Annotated in this window: 21 protein-coding genes; 3 read left to right on the forward strand and 18 right to left on the reverse strand. The window is 42.5% G+C overall.

Translation table 11 applies throughout. From position 1 onward, the window contains the following. Positions 1 to 9: 9 nt before the first annotated feature. The 7 genes from WG68_RS04445 to WG68_RS04475 form a co-directional block, all read right to left on the reverse strand. The gene (locus WG68_RS04445) at positions 10 to 219 is read right to left on the reverse strand and encodes a hypothetical protein (RefSeq protein WP_046556449.1); all 210 of its coding nucleotides are present in this window, start codon (positions 217 to 219) and stop codon (positions 10 to 12) included. Then, positions 216 to 2,300, reverse strand: coding sequence for a DEAD/DEAH box helicase family protein (locus tag WG68_RS19325; protein WP_083981792.1), 2,085 nt, complete (start codon positions 2,298 to 2,300; stop codon positions 216 to 218). The genes WG68_RS04445 and WG68_RS19325 overlap by 4 nt, the downstream gene beginning before the upstream one ends. Before the next feature lie 106 nt (positions 2,301 to 2,406). Next, the gene (locus WG68_RS04455; RefSeq protein WP_046556450.1) at positions 2,407 to 3,222 is read right to left on the reverse strand and encodes a phosphoadenosine phosphosulfate reductase family protein; all 816 of its coding nucleotides are present in this window, start codon (positions 3,220 to 3,222) and stop codon (positions 2,407 to 2,409) included. Beyond that, positions 3,215 to 6,658, reverse strand: coding sequence for a hypothetical protein (locus WG68_RS04460; RefSeq protein ID WP_046556451.1), 3,444 nt, complete (start codon positions 6,656 to 6,658; stop codon positions 3,215 to 3,217). Before WG68_RS04460 ends, WG68_RS04455 begins: the two co-directional genes overlap by 8 nt. 1 nt (position 6,659) lies before the next feature. Then, a complete protein-coding gene (locus WG68_RS19025; protein WP_052748959.1) occupies positions 6,660 to 7,574 on the reverse strand; it encodes a DUF4007 family protein in 915 nt (304 codons plus the stop codon). Between the two features lie 180 nt (positions 7,575 to 7,754). Further along, positions 7,755 to 8,069 carry a hypothetical protein gene (locus WG68_RS04470; RefSeq protein ID WP_046556452.1) on the reverse strand — a complete coding sequence of 105 codons (315 nt, stop codon included), beginning with the start codon at positions 8,067 to 8,069 and terminating at the stop codon, positions 7,755 to 7,757. A gap of 9 nt (positions 8,070 to 8,078) precedes the next feature. After that, complete coding sequence (locus WG68_RS04475) at positions 8,079 to 8,348, reverse strand: hypothetical protein (protein WP_046556453.1); 270 nt, start codon at positions 8,346 to 8,348, stop codon at positions 8,079 to 8,081. Between the two features lie 321 nt (positions 8,349 to 8,669). On the opposite strand from WG68_RS04475, the gene WG68_RS04480 reads away from it, so the two are divergent. Further along, on the forward strand, positions 8,670 to 9,569 hold the full coding sequence (locus WG68_RS04480) for a WYL domain-containing protein (RefSeq protein ID WP_046556454.1): 900 nt from the start codon (positions 8,670 to 8,672) through the stop codon (positions 9,567 to 9,569). A 74-nt stretch (positions 9,570 to 9,643) separates the two neighbouring features. Here the strand turns inward: WG68_RS04480 and WG68_RS04485 are convergent, their stop codons facing one another. The 5 genes from WG68_RS04485 to WG68_RS04505 all read right to left on the reverse strand — a co-directional run bounded on the left by WG68_RS04485 (position 9,644) and on the right by WG68_RS04505 (position 14,140). Continuing rightward, the gene (locus WG68_RS04485) at positions 9,644 to 10,897 is read right to left on the reverse strand and encodes a hypothetical protein (protein WP_052748961.1); all 1,254 of its coding nucleotides are present in this window, start codon (positions 10,895 to 10,897) and stop codon (positions 9,644 to 9,646) included. Further along, a complete protein-coding gene (locus tag WG68_RS04490) occupies positions 10,894 to 11,739 on the reverse strand; it encodes a M20/M25/M40 family metallo-hydrolase (RefSeq protein ID WP_046556455.1) in 846 nt (281 codons plus the stop codon). Before WG68_RS04490 ends, WG68_RS04485 begins: the two co-directional genes overlap by 4 nt. Before the next feature lie 79 nt (positions 11,740 to 11,818). After that, positions 11,819 to 12,616, reverse strand: a complete 798-nt coding sequence (locus tag WG68_RS04495; RefSeq protein ID WP_046556456.1) for a polysaccharide deacetylase family protein — start codon at positions 12,614 to 12,616, stop codon at positions 11,819 to 11,821. Beyond that, the gene (locus tag WG68_RS04500) at positions 12,606 to 13,568 is read right to left on the reverse strand and encodes a hypothetical protein (RefSeq protein WP_046556457.1); all 963 of its coding nucleotides are present in this window, start codon (positions 13,566 to 13,568) and stop codon (positions 12,606 to 12,608) included. Before WG68_RS04500 ends, WG68_RS04495 begins: the two co-directional genes overlap by 11 nt. Continuing rightward, positions 13,565 to 14,140 (reverse strand): TIGR00725 family protein, encoded by a 576-nt coding sequence (locus tag WG68_RS04505; RefSeq protein WP_046556458.1) that lies wholly within the window; start codon positions 14,138 to 14,140, stop codon positions 13,565 to 13,567. Before WG68_RS04505 ends, WG68_RS04500 begins: the two co-directional genes overlap by 4 nt. A 210-nt stretch (positions 14,141 to 14,350) precedes the next feature. Between WG68_RS04505 and WG68_RS04510 the strand changes: the two genes are divergently transcribed. Together WG68_RS04510 and WG68_RS04515 are read left to right on the forward strand one after the other, a co-directional pair. Further along, entirely contained in the window at positions 14,351 to 15,802 is a 1,452-nt protein-coding gene (locus tag WG68_RS04510; RefSeq protein ID WP_052748962.1) for an asparagine synthetase B family protein, read from the forward strand. Next, positions 15,799 to 16,515, forward strand: a complete 717-nt coding sequence (locus WG68_RS04515) for an arylamine N-acetyltransferase family protein (RefSeq protein WP_046556459.1) — start codon at positions 15,799 to 15,801, stop codon at positions 16,513 to 16,515. Before WG68_RS04510 ends, WG68_RS04515 begins: the two co-directional genes overlap by 4 nt. A gap of 163 nt (positions 16,516 to 16,678) precedes the next feature. Here WG68_RS04515 and WG68_RS04520 read toward each other — a convergent pair whose 3' ends face one another. The 6 genes from WG68_RS04520 to WG68_RS04545 form a co-directional block, all read right to left on the reverse strand. After that, positions 16,679 to 17,254 carry a hypothetical protein gene (locus tag WG68_RS04520; RefSeq protein ID WP_046556460.1) on the reverse strand — a complete coding sequence of 192 codons (576 nt, stop codon included), beginning with the start codon at positions 17,252 to 17,254 and terminating at the stop codon, positions 16,679 to 16,681. 22 nt (positions 17,255 to 17,276) lie between these two features. Next, on the reverse strand, positions 17,277 to 17,825 hold the full coding sequence (locus WG68_RS04525) for a YqiA/YcfP family alpha/beta fold hydrolase (protein ID WP_046556461.1): 549 nt from the start codon (positions 17,823 to 17,825) through the stop codon (positions 17,277 to 17,279). A gap of 41 nt (positions 17,826 to 17,866) precedes the next feature. Further along, positions 17,867 to 18,175, reverse strand: a complete 309-nt coding sequence (locus WG68_RS04530) for a hypothetical protein (protein ID WP_046556462.1) — start codon at positions 18,173 to 18,175, stop codon at positions 17,867 to 17,869. Next, positions 18,165 to 18,623 carry a hypothetical protein gene (locus tag WG68_RS04535; RefSeq protein WP_046556463.1) on the reverse strand — a complete coding sequence of 153 codons (459 nt, stop codon included), beginning with the start codon at positions 18,621 to 18,623 and terminating at the stop codon, positions 18,165 to 18,167. Before WG68_RS04535 ends, WG68_RS04530 begins: the two co-directional genes overlap by 11 nt. Before the next feature lie 102 nt (positions 18,624 to 18,725). Next, positions 18,726 to 19,721, reverse strand: coding sequence for a helix-turn-helix transcriptional regulator (locus WG68_RS04540; RefSeq protein ID WP_046556464.1), 996 nt, complete (start codon positions 19,719 to 19,721; stop codon positions 18,726 to 18,728). A 61-nt stretch (positions 19,722 to 19,782) separates the two neighbouring features. After that, positions 19,783 to 21,837 (reverse strand): ATP-binding protein, encoded by a 2,055-nt coding sequence (locus WG68_RS04545; RefSeq protein ID WP_046556465.1) that lies wholly within the window; start codon positions 21,835 to 21,837, stop codon positions 19,783 to 19,785. Positions 21,838 to 21,883 lie beyond the last annotated feature (46 nt).

Here is a 21,883-nt window from a genome sequence, read left to right on the forward strand (position 1 = left end):
CTTTTCTCCCTAAGAATCAAACATTAGCGCGTTAAAATGTTCAATTTTGTCTTGCACACTTTTCTTGACAGATTTTGATTCTATCAATGTAACTTGCATTAAAAAAACTTGATTCGATAGCTCAATAATTTTATCAACATTCAAGTCACCATATTTATCGTTATTGTTACAAACTTCTTCCTTAACAAGGGTTTCAATCAATCTTCTCGATAAACTCATAAAGCCGCCTTTATTGATAAAAGCTCATTTGACATTTGGATAGCACTATTTAACGAGCTATCTTTCAATGAAAGTGACATAAACCACTGCATTCTAGTAAGTTCCCCGTTCACTAAAGCATTGAATTCCCTTGTGTTACTTGGAGGAAATACCACAAAATCATGAATTACTGCGTGAGTTTTGCCAGTGCTTTCACTTTTCCGCAAGACTCTTCCAAGCCTTTGCACCCAAGTTCTTGTCGTGCCGCTAGATGCTAAAAAAAATGCCGTCTTTATAGGTGGGATATTGAATCCTTCATCTAGAACCCTTTTAGAAGTAAGTATCTCTATTTCCCCCAATTTGTATGACTCAATAACATCTTTCATCAGATTTTTATCTGATGATTCAACCCCAGTTATCTGGTGAAATAGATAGTTCTGCTCTCTTAAGATATTATTGACTCTTATTAACTGCTCGGGATTTTTATCTGTACAGAATGCTAGTGAGTGCACTCTATCTTTAAGTTCTGAAACCACTTTTTCAAAAACAGTTAACTTTGCAACTGCACTTTCTGTTATTGCCCGTCTTCTTATTTGAAGCTGTTCAACTATTTTTTTAGTCTCTGCATCGTCACTCCAAAGTAAGTTATTGATTTTTTCTGTGTATTCTATCCATAATTCTGCTTCTTCAGAGTTAAGAAATACTTTATGAGCAAAATATTTAAAGGGTACTAAGCAATTACCGATGGCTTTCTCTAAAGGAAATTCATATACGACACACCCAAAATACTCGAGCAATTTCTTTGTGCCTTCCTCGTCATATTGTCTTTCAGGAGTTGCTGACAAGGCTAATCTATGACTAATAAACGTTGGAGGATCATTAACAAAAGAGGCAGCGCCTAGATTATGAGCCTCATCACCAATTAACATTATTTTTGATGAATACTTATATAAGACATTTTTGACTTCAACTGTTTTCAATGCGTCATGTGTTATAACGAATACAGTGTGTTTGGGTAATACTTTATGCTCATGTATAACTTTTCGAATGCTTTTTACAATATTTTCTGTACCAAAACCCTCTGTATCAACTGGGTCTAATGAAAATTTTCTCACGTCCTCACACCACTGTTTTATTAACGGTTTATTCGGCACAGCGATAATAATAATTGCTGAATCTTCAGCATCTAATGATATGGCTGCACAAACAAGAGAAGTTAGAGTTTTCCCACCTCCAGTAGCAATTTCTAGAGTGCCTCTGTACTCATTTGCAATCCATGCATCAACAGCCTCTCCTTGGTGTCTGAAATCACCGTCTCTAAAATTCAACCATTCTGGAACTCTTAATTTTTTAGTTGTTTTTCTTTCTTCCATATATTTCTGCAGACGCTTTAAATTTTGAGAAAATTCATCACTGGAATTTGATGAGGTAGTGGTTGATAATATTTCTGAAATCGTTTTATCGTTTAATTTTAAGGTATAAGAATCAGCTCTCTTTCCGTCCCAAAAACTATTAAATCTAGAAATAAAGGACTGAATTATTGTTTTACTGCTCTTTGATTCCCATTCTCTAGTAAAAATTAGCTGTTCAAAGTTTGTCATTAAACCTGATTTAGTTGCGTTACCTGATCCATGAATAGCAACACATCCAACTTGAGTGTGAAACAGCCAAATTTTGGCATGCATCATACCCTCGACCATTAATACAACTCTAATATCAAGCCTACGGCTCACAATTAAAAACTTAAGAACATTTAAAGTCGCACCAATTATTCTATCTCTTGTAACATCTTGTTTATCCATAAGAAAATTTAAAATAGATTTGTCATCAGAATAAGCCTCTAAAAGAGCTTCTCTGTCTACATCATTTAAATTAGGGCTAATAAGGAACTTGCCTTTGGCCTGCGGATTTTGAAAAAAGTATGCTAGGGGCTCCGCTAACTCAGAAATAACATTCGATGAAAAATAGCCAGACAGACATTCAAAGTGATTTGAGTGTCTTGCAACCGGAATAAAAACTTCACTCACAATATCTAGCTCATTAGGAAAATAGACCGGATGAAGAAAATCTAATTCTGATTTTGCTAGTTCTTTTTGTGTCATGCTCAAGATCCGTATATGGCATTTACAAATTGCAGAACTCTAGAAACTAATAATTTAATTGTTCTAAATTCTGTACCCTGAAAGTTAAATCCTATCGACATTCCAATTAAAGATGACAAATCGTACAACCACGGTCCCAAAGATCATCATCATCATCAAATGCATTTGCGTCGGCTTGCTGCTTCAACTGCTCTTGCCAGGACAAATGCTTGTCTTTGTCCTTAGCCTTTGCCTGCCGATATTTATCTGCTTGTGATTTAAACTCTTCTAACGAAGTACCCTGCATCCAGGTGTAGCGCTCACCTGTTGCTTCATTCACTTTTTCGTACTGTGCTGCTTTCTCGTATAGCTCCGGGTGCCTGTCTAACAATCCTACCCACTCGCCTTTCTGTTGGAAGAAGCAGAAGTAACAGCCTGAACGCGAACGCCATTGATAATACTTGGGTAAACCTATACCGGAGGCATCAAGGATGTTCTTCACATCATTCTTGGTAAGGCCGTCTTCAATGAAGGGGAATATCACTTCAATATTAGGTTTACCGTCTTTATAACCTTCACGGTAATGTGCTTCGTCTGCACGAATACCCACATAGTTAATGACCGGGTCATTACCGACAAAACGTTCAAAAGGTTTAAGTTTCATTTGCACGGTACACCAGCGCTGCCTCACGCTAGGCAGGAAATTACCGTGTATTTTCAGTAAATCATCAAAATTACTATCAGCTTCTAAACGGTGAATTGGCCCGATAATTTTTTCAAGCTCATGCAGGTATTCATACACCTCTTCAAGCTCCGCACCGGTATCAGAGAAAAAATATTCGATTTCCAGTTCAGGGTGCTTTTTCTTCATATACAGCGCTAGTGCCGTGGAGTCTTTCCCTCCGGATAGTCCTAATACATGTCGAACCTTTTTTTCACTCATGAATAACCTGGCCTATTAATTTACAGAGTGCGGCGGTAATTACCGACTCATCAACGTTTTGTGCTTTAAGCAGTTTCGATAGATCATCAGCTAACTGCTGTGCTTGCACTACTTGCTTGTCGTTTATTGCTACAGCCTGGCGCCGCATCGCGTTATCACTGCTGAGGCTTTTCACAAAAAACAAATTACTGCGTTTTTTGCTGCTGTCTTCTTGTTCTAACAGTTCCATCGCATCAGCAAAGGCCGCATGGATTTTTCTAAGGCGCTTAGTTACTGTTTCTACATCTCGGTCAGTCCATTTTTCCGGACTGATACGCCCTATCACTGTTAGAATTTCTATTAGCCAATCGACTGGCTCATCAATATCCGCTTTAAATTTTAACGCGTTAATCAGTAACTGTTCTTCAGAGCCTTCTGGCAGTAAACCGTCAAATTTGTTACCAAAACTAGAAACATGCTGTTTAATTTGCAGCACATAGTCTTTTAAGTCAACCATAGTGTCACGGCTGATCGAAAAAGCACTACCTAACTGAACAGCAAAATGCTGCAGCATTTTGCTGTAACTCAATTTAATTTCTTTTACAGCATTAAGTAATTGCTCCAACCCCTCATTAACGGACTCATTATTGGTGGCATCAATATTAAATATTTTTGGTATTGCATCAACCAACACCCGTTGTGGAGTATTAGAGGTTTTAACCGCATGCCTCAGTTGGCGTGCTGGCTCTGACAAATTCTCAGTATTTTGGGTGTAAGGGTGCGCAGCCAATATAGGAGTCATAATTTGCTTGGTGAGATCTAGTAAATTGTAATTGCCAACCTGAAAACCAAGTTTAGTCGCTAGAACATCCAGGAAGCGTTCCTGCATATTGGCTTGTGTGAATAGTTGTACCTTGAAGTATTTATGATTCTTTAAAAATATTTGCAGCCGCATTGGTGTAAGGCCATCTGGCTGATATACGCCCTCTTCAAAGATAGCCAACTTATCTTGCCATATCGTCATGGCTGTTACATAGAAAATGGATAGTACACCTGACTTCACGCCATAGGGCGGCTTTATCAGTTTCGCCTCTAACTCATCAAAACCTTTAGCGCCATTTTTTGTTGATTCAAAGAATTCTTTAATTACCTGCCACACAGGTATTATGTTGGTATTGTCTTGTGCGGCATCAGGCTCCGAAAGGCTATAACAACCACGATGTACTGTATGCAAACCAGACTCACGGAAAATAGCCAGATAAATACCCTTTTCCGGTGGAAACTTCTCAATACCAAAGGCTTCTTTATTACTGTGCTGCTGCAAAGCTAACAATAAGTTCTTTTTACCCAGATTGGCCTGTGGTGACGGCACTTCGCGATTGATTAATTCATTACGGATAATTGGCGAGTACGGATATACATGTTCTAGAACCTGGCTTAACAACGCCTGCATAGCCCTGCGATTGTTTACCGCTACTTCACCAAGTTTGTTTTCAACTGAAACCAGTGCAGGCGCAAAGAACTGCGCTTTTGCTGTTTCATCTATCACTTGCTTCAGAACTTTACGCTGATACATTTCAGCGGCATATAGCCTGTCACTAAATTCACGCAGAGCAACCCGGTCTTCTTTTAACAACTGCTCATACTGCTGAACCTGCTTTAAAGCCAGCACTTCAAGCACAGAATCAGCGATTGCGGTAGCATTAGGGCAAAATAACAGTACGTCAGCAATTCGTTGTTGATCAGCAAATTGCTTTACGATGCTTTTCACTTGTTTTTGATCTTCAGCACCTTGTAATAAAACGATAACTAACCTTGGTTCCTCGCTGTTATCGAGTAGGTTTTTATAACTGCTAATATCGGCAAAAACTGGCATAAAATAGCGTAGTGCCGCTTTTTCAAAGCTGTATTTACGGGCAATTATAGGCTCTAAGGGGCTTTGATTGTTAAGCCTTTCAGCCAGGCTAAACTGGCCAATTTCATTTTTAGCCTTCTCGGTGGCACCGTCTAAATCGAAGTCACTGCCCTGCCAAACGGCATATTCCTGGCTGTAACGGCGAAACACGATTAGTGATTTATTGATTAAGGTTTGCTTTGCTTCTTCAAACGCAGAACCAAATAACAACTGCAATAATGCTTCTGAGGCTTTAAAGCCGCCACGCACGCCGACAATGTTAAGCAGGCCTATGGCCTTAAGCAGACTAACAGAAGTAGATTCAGCATCCCCTAAACGGTCTACTGCACTTAACACTTCATACCAGCGCTTTTGGGTTAAACTGTCTGTAATGGCCCCCGACTGATTAGCAATGAAATAATCATAAATACCCCCCAGCCCAATAAAGCCATCTTTACTATTTTGTGCCAACTCGCGAAAACCGAACGGCTCGTGGCTGCCAATAAACGAAAACAGTGTACGTTCGTTCTGCGCAACTTTCTGGCATAACTGTGGCAGTATTAAAGCGGTAATAGGATGCAGCGGATAACATTGCTGTAATAGCTCAGCCAGTTCGGTTTCATCTAAACTGGTTTTCAACAAATCAGCAGATAAAAAATAACGCGCCGCAGTTTTAAATTGCTCGGCATAAATAGCTTGTTCTGCAGCGGTTTGCTGGTAACTAAAGCTATTCGCCAATATTTTAAGTGTTTGTTCAGTACTTTCTAAAAATGGGATGGTTTCGAAACGACCTTGAATTTTGCTCCACTCTTTTTTAAGTGAATCGCTCATACCCTTGGCGTATTGGTCAAATGCCTGATGTAACAGTACAAAAAATAAGATACGGCCAGTATCAGAGCCCTTACTGGCTTCAGCAATAATTTGCAGCAAGTGAATATCTTCACTATTGCTATGGCGCGCATCGTACTCTAAAAACTTACCAAATTCGTCGATAATAAGCAGTAATCCCTGGCCACCTTGGCTATGAAAGCGTTGCTGTAATAGTGCTAGCACCTGCTTTATATCTTCGTGACTGTAATCGCGCCGTCTTAGTTCATCAACCGCATCGACAACCTCTGGCATTTTTTCGTTTTGAATGGCAGCTGCTCGGATAGCTTCTATTAATCGGCGTGATAATGGTTCCGGATTACCGCTAAGCACTAATGGCAAGTAACCACCAGATTTCAGATGATCTTTATAGCCTTTTGCAATCTCAGCATCTGCTTTAGTTAATACATTTAGTGCCGTTTGATTGGCTGATTTATCTTTTGCAGCGAGTAGCTGAGTGAGGAATACCGCAAAACTGGATTTGCCTGAGCCGTATGGCCCTATCAGGGAAAAAGCACTAGTTCTTTTAGGGCTGTTGGCGCTCTCTAATAAACGGTTCAGAGTTTCTTTAGCGCGGGCAGTTGGGATGTAGGCGCGTATCACCTCTTCATCAGTTAAATCTCGTTCGACGTTAACTGAGCGCGAATAGTAGGTGTTTATTGTCAGTGCTTTTAACACATTATTATTTTTACGCATCTTAACCTTGATAGTATTTTTTTAAAGACAATTCGTTCAATTCACTGACGCTTATAGCCCCTTCACGGAAGTACAGGATCCAGTTACCAGCTTGCTCTTTTAGCTCAAGTTGTTCCGGATATTCACGCTGCATTCGCTCTAACATCGTAATAGTGCCGCTTTGAGATAAACAAAAACAACTAGCAGGCCCTGGGAGACATTCTTGCCCTTTCATTAAATCTGTTAGAGATACTGAAACGGTCGTCCCTTTTTTCGCTGCAAAATCGCTGACAACAAAACTGAATATATGTGTATCTAACTCAGGCTGCTCTGTTATTGGTTTCATGTATCTGTGATCAAGCTCATTAAAATAAGCAAAGCCTAATTGCGCCATCGGATTGTCAAAACTATCCTCTACTGAGTCTTTCTTCTTACGCAGTGGCGCATACATTCTCAGTACGATATTAATATCCTTTTCTAGTGATGAGTCACTTACCTTAACGCCTAACCGCCCACGGCAAAAATCTTTGAAAGCCGTGACAGCTTCATCGTAACTAAATGAAAGTGCATGAAAACGACCGAAAAACCAATAAAACGCTAAGGCCAATTCTGGATTGCAACATAAGCGCCAGTGTATTAGTTGCAAGGAACCATCATCTTCCAGGTAAGGATCCATTTCACCAAGAATAACGTCACCAAAAGTTGTACGAAAATACGAATTAGCCTTTTTCTCAATGACATCGGCAGCTTGCAACCAATAAAAAATAGAGTTAACCATGTTTTTACCGACACCCAACCTGACAGTTGCGTTGTCATCAGTAAAAGCAGTAGCACCATTTTCGTCTCTAAAAGCACGAAACCCTTTGGGTAACCAACTGTATCTCAAGCCAAAAGTTTCATGGCGCGCAAAGCTGGGTTTAAGATCCTGATAAGCCATATTCCAACACTTAGTTTGTCTGCAAAACAGATAATAACTATCTGTAAAGATAAACAGTGATTCTAGCGGAAGGTGCTTCCTTGTTAAACACATAATTGCACTTCGTAGACCTCAACAAGACCTTTATCCAAACCCACCTATTAAAAAATCAGCTTCAAAAACCAGCATACCGGCCACAAGCTACCGCTTTATCCGTGACCATGCCGGCTCATCAAAGTAATCATAATCACCCAGCCTCAACGCCTGCTGCCGGCGATCAAACTCTTTAGGCTTGCGCTGCAAAGTGCTGCAACCAAATACCTCCTGGTGTACTTGCTCCAATAACTGTTGCACTTCAGTGCGGCTGCAAAGCTCCAGTATTTCGCCGGCATGCACAAAGCCTTGTGCTCTGAGCCGCAATTCAGAGGTGTCCTGACCAGCCTTGCTGGTCGTGTAGATATCAGTAAACTGCTGTTTTAGCGTGATTAAAAACAACTCGCGTTGGGTGTAGTTCATGTTGTCCCCTTAGTAGCCGTCCCTGCCTGCTTGCTTAACAGCAAATCTGGCCTGCAAATAACCGGTTCGCGCTAACTCAGTATCAAACTCCAGCACTTTTACAAGCTCAATACCCTCAAGATCTTCCGGCTCTAACATACAGGCCATAGTGCTCTCATCAATCACCACTAAAAACCTGGCGTCTTGCTGATAGGTGTATACAGCGCCGCCTTCAACACGCCGGTACAGCGTCATGGCTGATAGCTCTGGCATTGGTGGTGAACTCGTTTCATTCGGCATGGCGCTTCCTGGTATTTTCTGGCTTAAAAGCTAAGCGTTAATAATTGGCATCCCTGCCAGCTTGTCCCTGTTACATCCTGTTGGCTGCATCCTGCTGCCTTGTCCATTCACTATGTCACTAACAGCGACATGTCATCCCTGAGCCACCATCTTAGGCAGTTTCTAAATTCACACCATACTGTGCAGATGCCCAGTGTATGTTTTTCAGGCAGGTTAATAGCTGCTGAGTTAAATTATTATTCCCTTAATCGGTATGATGACTTAGATTGGCTGGACACACAGTGGCTTGATATGCACGTTTTAAGGACAGATAGCACAACTATGGATGACACTATTAATAACCTGCTGCCAAGCGACAACAGCAGAATCGGCTGGCCTATTCGCTGGGAGCTGTTAATGCGCTACCGGTTAATTGAAATTGTTGCGCTATGGGAAGGCCGGCTAACCACCAACCATTTATGCAACAGCTTTGGTATAGCGCGCCAGCAAGCGTCAAAAGACATTAATGGCTATTTACGCGATGTGGCCCCAGGCAACCTGGACTACGACGGCAAACTAAAAGGCTATAAACCCTCGGCTAGTTTTACACCGAAAGTCACCAGTGGCCTGGCAGATGAATACTTGCATGCGCTGGCCAGCACTAAAGACTTTGCCCATACCTTTAGCCAACTCGATTTAGGTTTTGCCCATACTGAAATGCTGACACCACCGCTTAGGCAGGTTAATCCGGACATTTTACGCGCGCTGGTGCAAGCGGCGCGTGAGGGCAAAAAAATTGATATGGGTTATGTCTCGCTCACCTCACCCGATGAAGAAAGCCGTATTATTGCCCCGCACACCCTGGTGTGCACCCCGCTACGCTGGCATGTGCGTGCTTATTGTGAAAAAAACCTGGAATATCGTGATTTTGTGTTAAGCCGCTTTCGCAGCATTAATGGCATTGAAGGCGATGCTGACATGACCAAAGCGCAGGATGAACGCTGGAACAGCAAAATTGATATCGTGCTGGTGCCAGATTCCAGGTTAAGCGACTACCAGAAAGCCATTATCGCCGAAGATTACAACATGACCGACGGTAAAAGGGTGATACCGGTACGCTCAGCCTTAGTGCCCTACGCTGTGCAGGCGCTAAACCTGGACTTAGCCAAAATAGAAGCGCGCCCGGAGGCGCAGCAAATTATGGTGGCGAATTTAGATGAGGTTAAGCGGCATGCGTTTTAGCGACTTAACAAACATAGCTGGCATTTTTTCGATGAAAGAAGCAAATATTTTTGACAGCGCCTTAACAGATAACCTTAAAAATCTTTATTGAGCTTTTGCTGATTGAGGCTGGCCGATGGCACAATATACAATTGAAACCAATTGATAAAATCAGAGAATAAAGATGCGAGCTTAACTTTTTTAAATTCATTCAGGACTGCTAAATTCTCCCGGTAAATCATTTCCACAAGAGTTTGTGATTCTATTGTTAAGCAGCTTGTAGCAAATAGATGTCGGGAGATCAGCTTTAACATCAAATTGGTATCTTTAATAATCTGCTCAGTTCTATTCAGGCGTTCAGAAAGATGTTTAGAGAAAACCTCATATGAACAACAATTGCTGCAATATGTTTCAACCAGTGCATAACCAAGAATATCGCCAGTTAACTTGCGGATATCGTGGGTATCAAAGCTTTCTTTTCGCTCATGTTTTAGAAGTGGAGCGGTATTAAATAACCTGAACCCTCTACTTTTTGCTGATACCCCCATAAGCATATCGCTACGACGACTCACCATATTATGAGTTACTATCGCTGAGTTCTTAATCAGTAAAACTGCGGGGTTAAAAATTAAAGTGGCACCTCCACGCTCACGGCCTGTAGCCGGAAAAATATCATTACGAATACGTACCGGCCGGGTAGTTTCTTTTCCTACCAATAATGCGCGGAAAAATTCTTGCCAGTTAATCGCCTTAACATCCAGACAGGCGGGCTGAAACTCGTCTCGACGATAGCTGTAATAATCATGATGCCAATGAAGTAAGTGATGGGTATTCGTGTCAGCTACTGAGACGCTCTGAAGAAACGCAGAAACTTTACTATCAAGATGAACTTCTTTTTCCTCTGATAATGCGAGTAACACATCTAACAGCGGACTAGCCCTCGTGTACTCTTTGGGAATTGGCGAATCGCCCAGTAGTGCGCTAAAAGCCATATCGCAATTTTGCTCAATCAGGTCAGAAATTAGTTTGCTAAAATCAGCTTCTCGCATAACCCACTTTAAATCATCATCCAGTACGATCCCTAGGCCACCATGAGCTACCATTTGCTTGTGCAGAAAAACCTGACAAATGTTTCTTGACTCGTGAATTGACAAAAATGATTTTTTGCAATCTATAAGATTAAAAGGCAAAGCATTATGCAATGCAGCACTACCTGAATAAACGTCATCAGCTCCGATAAGTAAAGCGTGAAATGATAAGTCCCACCCAATTAACGTATTCTGTATTGAGAAAATCAGTTCATTGGCAGCGGTTAAACTTGTTGTAGTGAACACCACATGCAATTTCATGAATAATTCTCTAACAAACTACTTGTAGCATATGAAGTTAAAAACAATTCGAACTGCTGCTGATGCTTTGACAATTTATCTACCGCTAAAGACTCGTTATTTTTATGAATATTATGAAGCTTGTCATTTGGACCAAACCCAATGTAAACAGTGTCATGAGAGATATTACGCAGCAAAGGACAACTAGAAATACCCATTAACTTATTAAGATGACGGCATTCAAATCTGACTTCGCCCAAACAAGCGCTAATTAATTTCTGGTAGTTAGTTAAAGTATCAAAATGTAACCCGGGAGACCATAAAAAAGCTATTTGCTCATCCGAGTCAATATCATTAAAACCAGTTTCATCAACTACCACCTTGCAACCAAAATTTGCTATCGCTTTGGCGAAAACAGAGTTTGCAACTGGCTCAGCTCTATGTACTTCTTCCTCACCTTGAATTAGCCAAAGTATTTCCGGGCAGGGAGCATGGGCATCAATTAGTGACTTAACTGCAAACAATCGAGCGCTTAATGGTCCTTTATTGTCAGCAATCCCTCTGCCAAAATAACGGCCATTAATCAATTCCAGTTGAAACGGGTTTTGACTAAGCCATTGCCGCTCCTTGTTAACTGTTGCGACATCATAATGACCATAAATTAAAATTTTACGGTCAGACTTGAATCCCTTCCGATGAGCAACGATAACAGGTTGATTCGTGAAATCCTTCCCTTGAACCGAGACTTTGAAATGCATATTAGTTAAGAAATCGGTCAGCATAGTTAATGCAGTTTCATTGCCCTCCACGTTATTTTCTGTAGATTCTGCATCAATGAGTTTTTCTAAAAACACGTTAAACATACTGAATTTTATCCATGTGTGACAAAAACCGTTTTATCTAAAGCCAAGTTATACAAAGTGAATAGGCTAACTGCTAAGATCATGAAATCCCGACATTACCTTCAACTACCCACTTCCGACGCCAAACGCCCACCACCTCTGTCTGTTGATCAACAGTGAGGTATACAGAACTAAAATCTGATGCCAGAGCTAACACTGAGTGGTTGAATTTACCATGCGGAAAACATAATGGTGGTTTTGACTTCTGCCCCAAATGTTCTAGCCAGCGAGCGGATTCTGACAGCTCGGAGAGTAAACTAGTAGTGCCTAGTTGAGTAAACAATCTGTGGCTAACGCCATGAATTCCCAGTTCTATCCCGCGCTCAGAATAGAATCTTATCTGTTCTTCGTTCATAAAAATACCCGGGGAATCCTGCTTGATGTTAAACCATCGCTGACGCAGCCATCGATAGCGGTCTGAAGCTATAACGCGAAGTAAACGTTTAAGACGACCGGTTAACAGAGAGCGTCTGGTATCGTCAGGAATACTATCTGTATTCATATAGTGCTGGGCCATATCATCTATAGGAGAGAAACCTTGCTGCACAAACTGTTTAACCGGAAAAAGTGTTGCTGTCATTTTTCGACGTAATATTTCATCTAAGGCTTCAACGTTGTCAATGTAGCCATCATCAAAAGTCAGAAATATAGCTGAGTCCGGGATCGCATGTGCCAAAGCACTGGCCGGAAGCGTTACTAACCCCTTTGCTTCAATTTCATCCAGCAAGGTAACAAAGCGCTGCCAACTGATCGCAGTTTTTCGCTGAAAGTAGTAATTATCGGCATCAAACACAGGCAGAACCCGATGCAGCATTAAAATTTCTGGATTATGCGACATAAGGTTCGGCCTGAATAAATGTAAAAATCCGACTTCCATCGCGATTGGTAAAATCAAAGAAAAACTCTACATCCATAGAATTTAAGTTCAGTTGGTAAATACCTGTTTTTGTTGTAGCTGAAGGCACTTTTAACCAGGCTGTTCTTTCAGTGATTTCTTTAACTGCGGTAATACCAATAAAGATTTTATTATTTAAAATGGCTAAGCCACGGCACCAGCCTTTGAATGGTCCTCTATCTGCCATATCAATTACTTCCACAAACCGCAAAGGGAAAGCCAGCGTAGATCTGTAGACTTTGCCGGCAACGGTAGTAACCCAGATAGAATCAGCATGGATAAAACCATCGTGAGGCTGTGTATCAAACTCGTTGCTAACTACCTCACCTGTTAGTGCGTCAATCAAAACTTTTTGCTTAAAACAGGTAATTAACAGGCGGCCGTCTACCATAATACTGTGATTGATATGGTAGTTATCAGGTACTTTTCGACGAAAGAATTCAGTATTCTGCTGAGGTCGATCATAGTATTTGCCACGAATTTTATAGTTTCCCAATATCCTGTCATTCAAATCAGAATCAGAGAGCATGCCATGTCGCGTGTTGAAACTTAGATTACCATTCAAAACATCAACACTATCCCGGCCAGTGTTGGATACCAAGATCTGGTTGCTAACGACGCTCACTTGATGCAGATCGTTAAATTCATTATCTTGCAGTAACGCAGTGACTGAATAATCGGAACTGTTTATCAACCATACCTGATTAAAGTCACAAGCAACTAGCACCCCCTCTTTCAACCAAGCCAAGCCTGTAATACCTTTGCCATCGACAGCTCGTTCTGAAACTGTCTCCTGATAAAACACCCGGTTCTTTTGGCCAGTAACTGTATCTAGTATCCAGATTTCACTGCGCGGTAACCCCTGAAAATAACTGATTGGAACTAGTAGCTTCATCGGTTATGACCGCTACCTATGACACCACTTTTATCAGTATGAGTTTCCAGAACTTTTAAAAGTGTAATAACTTCACTTACTGAATGCGCATGATATACACGGGCATTTTCACGTTGGTCAAGATAGTCATCTGTAATTTTATCAGCCCAACCACCAGAGCCTTTTAACAAAATAACAGGTTTATTAATTTGAGAAGCAAGTGCGACCTCACTTAACGTTCCTGCACCGCCCCCTATTACGATTGTAGCGAAGCCACTGGCGACAACAAGTTGATTTCTGCCTACATCTAATCCAGTAGGTATGACGATATCAATATATTCATTAGCTTGTGCGGCATCAAAGGATGGAAGTATGCCGACTGTAACGCCCGATGTTTCAGCACATTGCTTAAACCCCCGGCAGGCTGCCTCCATGACACCGCCTAAACCACCACAGACAAGGCTGTAGCCATTTTTTGCTATAAGCATACCAAGTTCGCTACTCAGCTCCCTGATTACAGGATCTAAAATTCTGGCATTTCCCACCAAAGAAACTTGTTTGGACCGAAAAAGCTTATTGTTATTGTTGGTCATCCCTGAAAACTTTACACCCCATTAAATTTTTTTGAATAACACATACAGATTTTGCACCTGATAATGCGTAAAATTGATGCCAATTATGCCACATAAAAAGCCTAAAAAAGGAAAATTTAGCGAGTATGTTTTTTAACCGATTGGACTATCGCTCAACGAAAAGCTACGGCGAGTCTGCCCTGACTCAGATGAAATTGTGGAGTCATTAATATGTGCGGCATTATTTTATTACGTGGCCCTGAAGCGCAAAGTCGCCTTCCTCAAATACTTGCTAAAATGCAGCATAGAGGACCAGATAGCCAACACTGCTGGTCAAGCGAAAACGGAAAATTAGCTATAGGATTTAGCCGCCTAGCCATTAACGATACCAGTGAAAATGGTAGTCAACCATACCACCACATAAACCTTGTAGGCGCTTTTAATGGTGAGATATATAATTTTAAAAATTTAATCAAAGAATTTGGCCTACCCCCTGATATTGAATGCGACACGCATGTTGTACTCCCTATTTACGCCAAAATTTCACACGAAGTGTTGACAAAGTTGGATGGCTTTTATTCTGGTGTTATCTACAAAAAAAATACAGAGACGGCAATACTGTTTCGCGATCACATTGGAAAAAAGCCCTTATTCTATGGTGTGTCGGGTACTGAAATTTTTGTTAGTAGTGAATTAAAGGTATTTGACGAAATTAGCTGGTTTGAACATGTACCGCTAGGTATCAGTCGACTTGATTTTAAGTCAGCATCTTTAAGCCATAGGCGTAAACATAAGCTTGTAAAACTTCAGCGAGGTAATACCCTTGTTGCGGCGCTAACTCAGGCGGTTGCCAAACGTTTGCCGGCAACTGAGCAGCCAACAGGGCTGTTTTTAAGTGGTGGCCTGGATAGCTCTATTATCGCTGCCATTAGCCAGCATATGCGTAATGATATTGTTTACTTTGCACTAGGCAATAATGGCAGTACCGATATACAGATGGTGCAGTTACTAGCTGACCATTTAAATTTGCAACACGTACGTTATATTCCATTGCCAACTCCTGGGCAGATGTCTGATTTAATCCGAAAGATTGTGCGCGCTACAGAAAGTTATAACCCTTCTATTGTAAGCAATGGCCTCGCAACATACTTGCTGGCTGCTGCAGCCAGCAGCGAGGGTATAAAAGTTGTTATTACCGGTGAAGGTGCCGATGAGCTATTCGCCGGCTACCATCAGTATCTTCCTGAAAGAGAATGGCGCGTAATGCAAACAGCATTGTTGAACGACATGCACTTTACCGAATTGCGCCGCTTAGACTTGTGTAGCATGGCACATAGTGTTGAAGCCAGGTGTCCATTTCTGGATAAAAAAGTGCGAGAAATTGCGCAGAATATGCCATTCAAAGATTACTATTCTGCAGGCACTAACAAATCAGCGCTGCGAAATTTATTTGCTGATTTACTACCTGCGCAAATTGCTTTAAGACCAAAAACCTCTTTTGACGTTGGCAGCGGCATTCGCGCCATGGTAATAAATCATCTTAGTAAAAGTGGCAAATCCGAAAAAGAAGCGCTTAGGGATATATGGCTTCAGGAATTTAACTTTTGCCCAGAACACACCTACTTTCATCGCTACCCGGTATTTGATGAAGCTATATCCAAGCGCGGAGCGAAACACCGATGAGCCAAAATGCAAAGCAGCAACTGGCTTTAGCTGAACGCATCCTGATGCAACAGTTTCAAAGTCAGCCATTTCATAATTTGTACCATTTGTTAAAAGTTGTCCCTATAAACCCTGCCTATGGTGGCACTTGTTCTGATAAAACAAAAAGCTACTTGGGCGCATTGGAAAAAGCAGGTATTGAAGGTTGTCTGCATTCTGCAAGAATTGGTGGTAAAGAAATTCACCGCTTAGTAAGAGTGGTTATTGGCAACCACACCTACTTCGCAGACGTCGGCAATGGCTGGCCAGCTATAAAACTTTTCCCGGCAGATCGCCCTGTTGAGTACAACTGCTTTGGCATGCGATACAGAAGTGAGATAGATCATCAGGTGATGAACATTTTTCTGCTGAAAAAAGGGATAGAGAAACTCCAAATGCAGTTAGATCTTAAACCTAAATGCCCTGTTGAGATCCAGCAATGCATTGACAACCGTTTTGCGGCTGACAACTACTATCCGTTCAGCAATAGCTTAAGATTTTCCATGATAGTAGATGACAGATTTTTATTTATCCGTGATGCCGTATTGAGTATTTATAGTAAAAAAAATTATGAGGAGGTACCAAATATTAACCAGAATAATATTGCCTTGCTAGTTGAACAGTACTTTCGATTTGACATTAATGCGATTTTATCTGGCAAGCCACTTCCTAACCCGGCTAAAATTCTCCAATAAAATTTTTTGTTTTTAAAGCCTTTCTTTTAAATAAGTTAAAAAGGACGCGTAACTGCAACCACAATCTGTAGTGTGGCAGTTCTGAATTCAGACTTGGCGCAAAATAGAAGCGCGCCCGGAGGCGCAGCAAATTTTAATCTTAGTAATAAATATCATAAGTTAGCTACCGTTTAGCATGATATCGACCATACATCATTAAGAACCTGTCAATTTCTGCAAAACTACGCTTTGGAAAGTATAATTGTAAAGCTGCCATGAATTTTTTCAGTGCAACAATGTCGTCCCAATTGGAAGGCTTCTTTTTAGGTAAAAAATCATGTCCTGCTCTGATAAAAAGATCATTCATTGCCCTAAAGTTATGCTGGTCTATAATAGGTAAATTGCTTTGGTTGTGGATTAAGTGCGTTAAGTAAGCTATCGATATATACCTTGTTTTTTTAACAAGTTTTTTTTGCCACCAATTAAATGTCAGTTCAGGATCATTAGTCAGATTTGCTTTAAATTCTGGCCAAAAAGCCTGGATTTCTGCAATCAACTCTTTATGCTTTTGTGGATAATTATCTTTTTTAACATGTCCCCACTTCCATAATAGAGAGCGCTCAATGAGTTCATTGGAAACAGTTAACTTTGGAAAATGCTCCTTTGCTTCGTTATAAACAGAGGACGGATACTTACTGAAATCATATAAATTTAAAGTAGCATCAAAAATCGGTTCAACTATTTTTGCTATATTTTCCACCGAAACAATCCTTAAATAAAAATTAATGTTTAACTACTGAAACAACATACCGCTCAAACCCTTCAAACCCATGGTTACCACCCTGCTCTATCACCTGCTTAGCGTCGGGTAGTTTGTCCACTGCCAGTTTATAATCCAGTACATCATCGCCCGTTTGTACCAATAATAAGCAGTGTTGTCCACTGAAAGAACACTGATATTTATCAAGGCTTTGCACATGATTATCTGACCATTCGAAGCTGGTAAAGTCATGAAAGTTAATGCCCTGGCCAATTTTTTTGCTAAGGGTAAAAACGGGTGCCATTGAGGGATTGATCAGCACCACTGGCAAGCTATATTTATTGGCCAGATACATGGCATAAAAGCCGCCCAGGGATGAGCCAATCAGCTTAACTTGCTCATGCTGTTGCCACTGCTCAATTAATTCTTCCAGCGTAGAAATGGCCAGATCCGGGATGGTTGATAGGGATGGCGCAATAAAGGGGATATTGTGCTCAGCGCAATACTGGCGCAGCAACGTGGCTTTGCTGCCATGGCCATCTGAGCCGAAACCGTGAATAAAAATAATCATGTATACCTCTTATGTTACTGGATGCGGTTGATTGCTGGCGGTTAGTCTGTCACTTCGTTTTCGCAATCAACAATAAACTGGTTAAATTGTTTGATAAAAAATAATCGGGTAATTACGTGGGCAGCGCCAAAGCACCAGACAATTAACACCGCAAGATCACTTTCAAAGCCGAGCCCCATAAAGATGGAGAACAACAACCAACCAAAACCGATACAGGCGGTTTCAAACAAGCTGTATAGTGCTGCCGGCATTGACATGTCCCGTAACCTTTTGGGCTCTGCCGCCTCGTTCGAGGCATCGGCCAGCAAAAAAATAAGCGCAGTAAACACATCACTGTTATTAAATTTCATACTGATTACCTCCGTTACGCTCAATCTGGCAAGCCGTAACGACCAGCACATCATGCTGGCGCAGCAGTTGCCGGCGCAGCAGGTAACCAAAGTAGATTTGCTGAAACTCGGTTTTAATGGGTACCGGCAAACCCACGGCCTGGCTGCGGGATACCCGGAGCAGCTCAGCGTTTTCTGCACGGGTAAACACAATATCAGCGGTAGCGCTATCGTAATGCACACCATAAAATGCAAAATTTTTGGTAATGCTCTGCTCTGTGCTATCGAAGTCTTCTTCTACCTGTAAATCAGCGGCAAGTGCTGCACTTAACAGCAACTTAGCCTCTTCAGATAACGGCAGATATTGGGTTAACTCGCGCACTATAGGCAGAAGTGGGCGCTCGGAGTGAAAACCAAGTTGTTTAAGTGGCATAACCAGTTTTTTAAACAGGGCGACAGTGTCATGCATACAGACCTCCGGTGGGTTTGGGCTGGTGGCTTAAACCAGCATTGGAGGCAAGGTTAACAATAGACAGCTTCAATTAATGAAGCCATCTGTAAGCTATTCAGATTATTCTTTGTGGTAGCGCGCTAACCCAGCGTGTAACTCTGCGACCATTTGCTGGCGTAACTCTGGCGGGGCCATTACCTCGGCTTGCTCACCAAAGCCGCGCAGATATTTTCTCAGCTCTATTGAGTTATGCACCGTTGCGCTAACCTCCCGACAGCGCTGATTAATTTCCTGCACCTGCATATCGTCACTTAACGGGGTTTCTTTGATATTGCGCGCGGCGTTACCATAAAAACGTACAACTAATTTAATTTGCTCTGCTTCTGATGCGAAAGAGCCAATATTGTGCGCTTCACAATACGTGCGTAAATCGGTAGCAGGCGGTAAGCCTTCCAGTAAGGTTTTACTCTCACCGAGCTCAGCATTGCGGATACTGATCAGGGCATAAGTTATCGGTGCCGGCTTGGTACTGCCGCGCCTAATCGCCAGCACATAAACCTTTTCGGCTTTGGTCATCAGCCCCCAGGGCACCAGCGTTTGGCGACGGGTGATACCATCTAAGGTGGTGTAATCACAACTGAATACTTTATCTTCCTCAATCGCCTGATAAACCACCGCGGTTACCGCAGGATCAAGCCTGGGCGCTTGCCAGACACTGGAAGGGGCAATATAGATTTTACGCAGCCAGTTGCCTTTGTTGCCTGGCATGCTTTGCATTACATCATTAAGTTGCTGTTGCTGCGAGGCGGGTAAACGCTGCTTTATCACATCCTGAAACAAACTTAATTGCTGCAACAAATAACTTAGCTGTTGCTCGGGCTGGCAAAGCTTCCAGTACCGGCTCTCTTTACCATGCTGCCCGACAAAAATTTTTCCGGCTTTATCAGCCTCGAGTTTATCTAACTGCCGGCGTACTTTTTGTGCTTTTAGTTTGGCCGTATTACACAGCATTAACGCATCATGCTCTGCAAGCTTACGAGACAATGCGGCTGCGCTTAGCGCATGCTCAGCGTTAGTGGGTAAGATGCGATAAATGGCATCAATCAGCGGTTCCATAGAATACCCTGCCAAAGATAAATTAGGGTTGTTATACAACAACTTCCTTGTTGCACAAAGCTTAATGTACAAAGCCCAGAGCTGAGGTTGGCGGTTGTCGGAACTGCGCTTCTGCTGCTAATGCCTGAATAATAACGTCACTGCTTATGGCGTCGCCTGGTTGCACGCGCATTTGCCGTTTGATGATAGCAAAATCTGCCGGGGTGAGTTTAAGTGTGGCAAGCTGCTGCTGGTATGGGCTTAACAGCACCTGCAACCCCGAGGTTTGCTGCAGCTCCGTAAACAGCTGCCCCGCCTGAGCAGCGGTTAAATAATCCAGCTGAATTTTAAAGTCAAAACGGCGCACAGCAGCAGGGTCGAGCATCTCAATAAAATTTGTCGTGCACACCAAAGCGCCCTGGTACTGGTCAAGTTGCGCTAACAGCTCATTGGTCATGGTTTTTTGCCAGTGCCGCTCGGCCTGCTGACGTTTGCCCAGAAAAGTATCCACCTCATCCAATAACAAAATGGCGCCAGCTTGCTCTGCTTCTGCAAATGCCTCTGCTATGGCTTTTTCGGTTTCACCGACAAAGCTACCCAGCAATTCACTGGCATTTTTCTGCACTAAAGGCAGTTGGGCCTGCTCGGCCAGATAACCGGCAAAGCTGGTTTTTCCGGTACCCGGTGGGCCATATAAACACAGGCGTAAGTCAGGCGTTTGCTTAAATTGCCTGGTTAGTTCAGCCATACAAACTGAGGTGTTGTAGTAAGCCGGGTTAATCTCAGTTTGGCTGGCGTCACGCCGGCGCCGGCCAAAACGCGCTTGTAGTAGTGGATTTAGCATTAAATCAAAGTCGCGCTGTTTATCCGCGGTGTCAGTATGTTGGATTGCGGCATGGCTTTGTGCCAGGCGCGCCAGCAAGGCCGGGGTAATATGCTCATCGGTGGCCAGCGCATCAATGTAACTACTGCTGACACCGGTATCTGCCAGATAGTGCTCAGCAATATTTTGCCTAACCGCCTGCGGTGGTGTATCAACTTTAATGATTTGGTTAAAACGCCGCAGCTGAGCCGCGTCAAAGTGCCGAATGCTGTTACAGATCCAGATACAGGGCGTAGCATTGGTTTCCAGTAATTGGTTGATGGCCATTTTAAGCGCATCGTTATTGCCCACGGTAATACCGACCTGGCTGGGGATAACGTCATCAGCCTCATCGAATATCAGCACCCTATCGCCACTGGCCGCATATAAACGCTGGCACATAAGCAGCGCATTTAGCCTGGACTTTGCACCATGTACATCTACCCCGGAAAACGCACTTACCCCCATAACATGCTGGCTAACCGCATAGCCCAGCCACTGTGCCAGTTCGGTTTTACCAGTGCCCGGTGGGCCATACAGTAAAAAGTTAACACCGGTTTGGCGCTCTGCAAGGGCATAAGACAGCAAACGCTGCATCAGCTGCACGGCATCAGCCAGGTGCGGAAAGTCGGCAGGTTTAAGTTTCGGAGTGTCAGCGGTGTGGCTAAACTTTTGCAGTAAGTCATTAGGGTTACAGTCATTAGCAAATAACTTGTCGAACACCCGAAGCGATCTGAATTGGTCAGCCAAATCGCCGCCCCGCTCCATAGTAACCAGATTACATAGCGCTAAGGTTGAGCTGGGCATAAGCGCTACTTCGACCTCATCGGCATCGGCTTTTATGCAATGGGCCACCAGTTCAAATACATCATTACTGGTGGCGTAGTAACGCGAAGCTCGCACATCACTGAACACTAAACGCCAGGCCCGGGCGATTAACACAAAGCGAAAAATACTCACTTCAAGTTTGCTTAAACCAATTAACTGGCCAAATTGCGCAATATTGCTATCCAGCGATAGCGGCGGCTGGGCTGCAATGTAATCATCCAAAATGGTAATAATGCCGCCATAACCCACTGCTGACTCATCGGTGAGCAACTGGCTGGCACACTCTTCTTTAAAGCCCAGAAATTCAAGCGCTTTAGCACAACGGTAACGATAATAGCGTTGTTGTATTTGCAACACCCAACGCACGGCAATGGCTAAATCAGCCGATACCGTAGGGTTAATATGATAAGCGTCGGCAGAAAGTGGCTTTAAAAAGACTTGTTCCATTGGCTATCCTCATCACTATTAATGGGATAGCACAGTAACAAGCTAT

The sequence above is a fragment of the Arsukibacterium ikkense genome, assembly GCF_000987775.1.
GTDB lineage: Bacteria > Pseudomonadota > Gammaproteobacteria > Enterobacterales > Alteromonadaceae > Alishewanella > Alishewanella ikkense.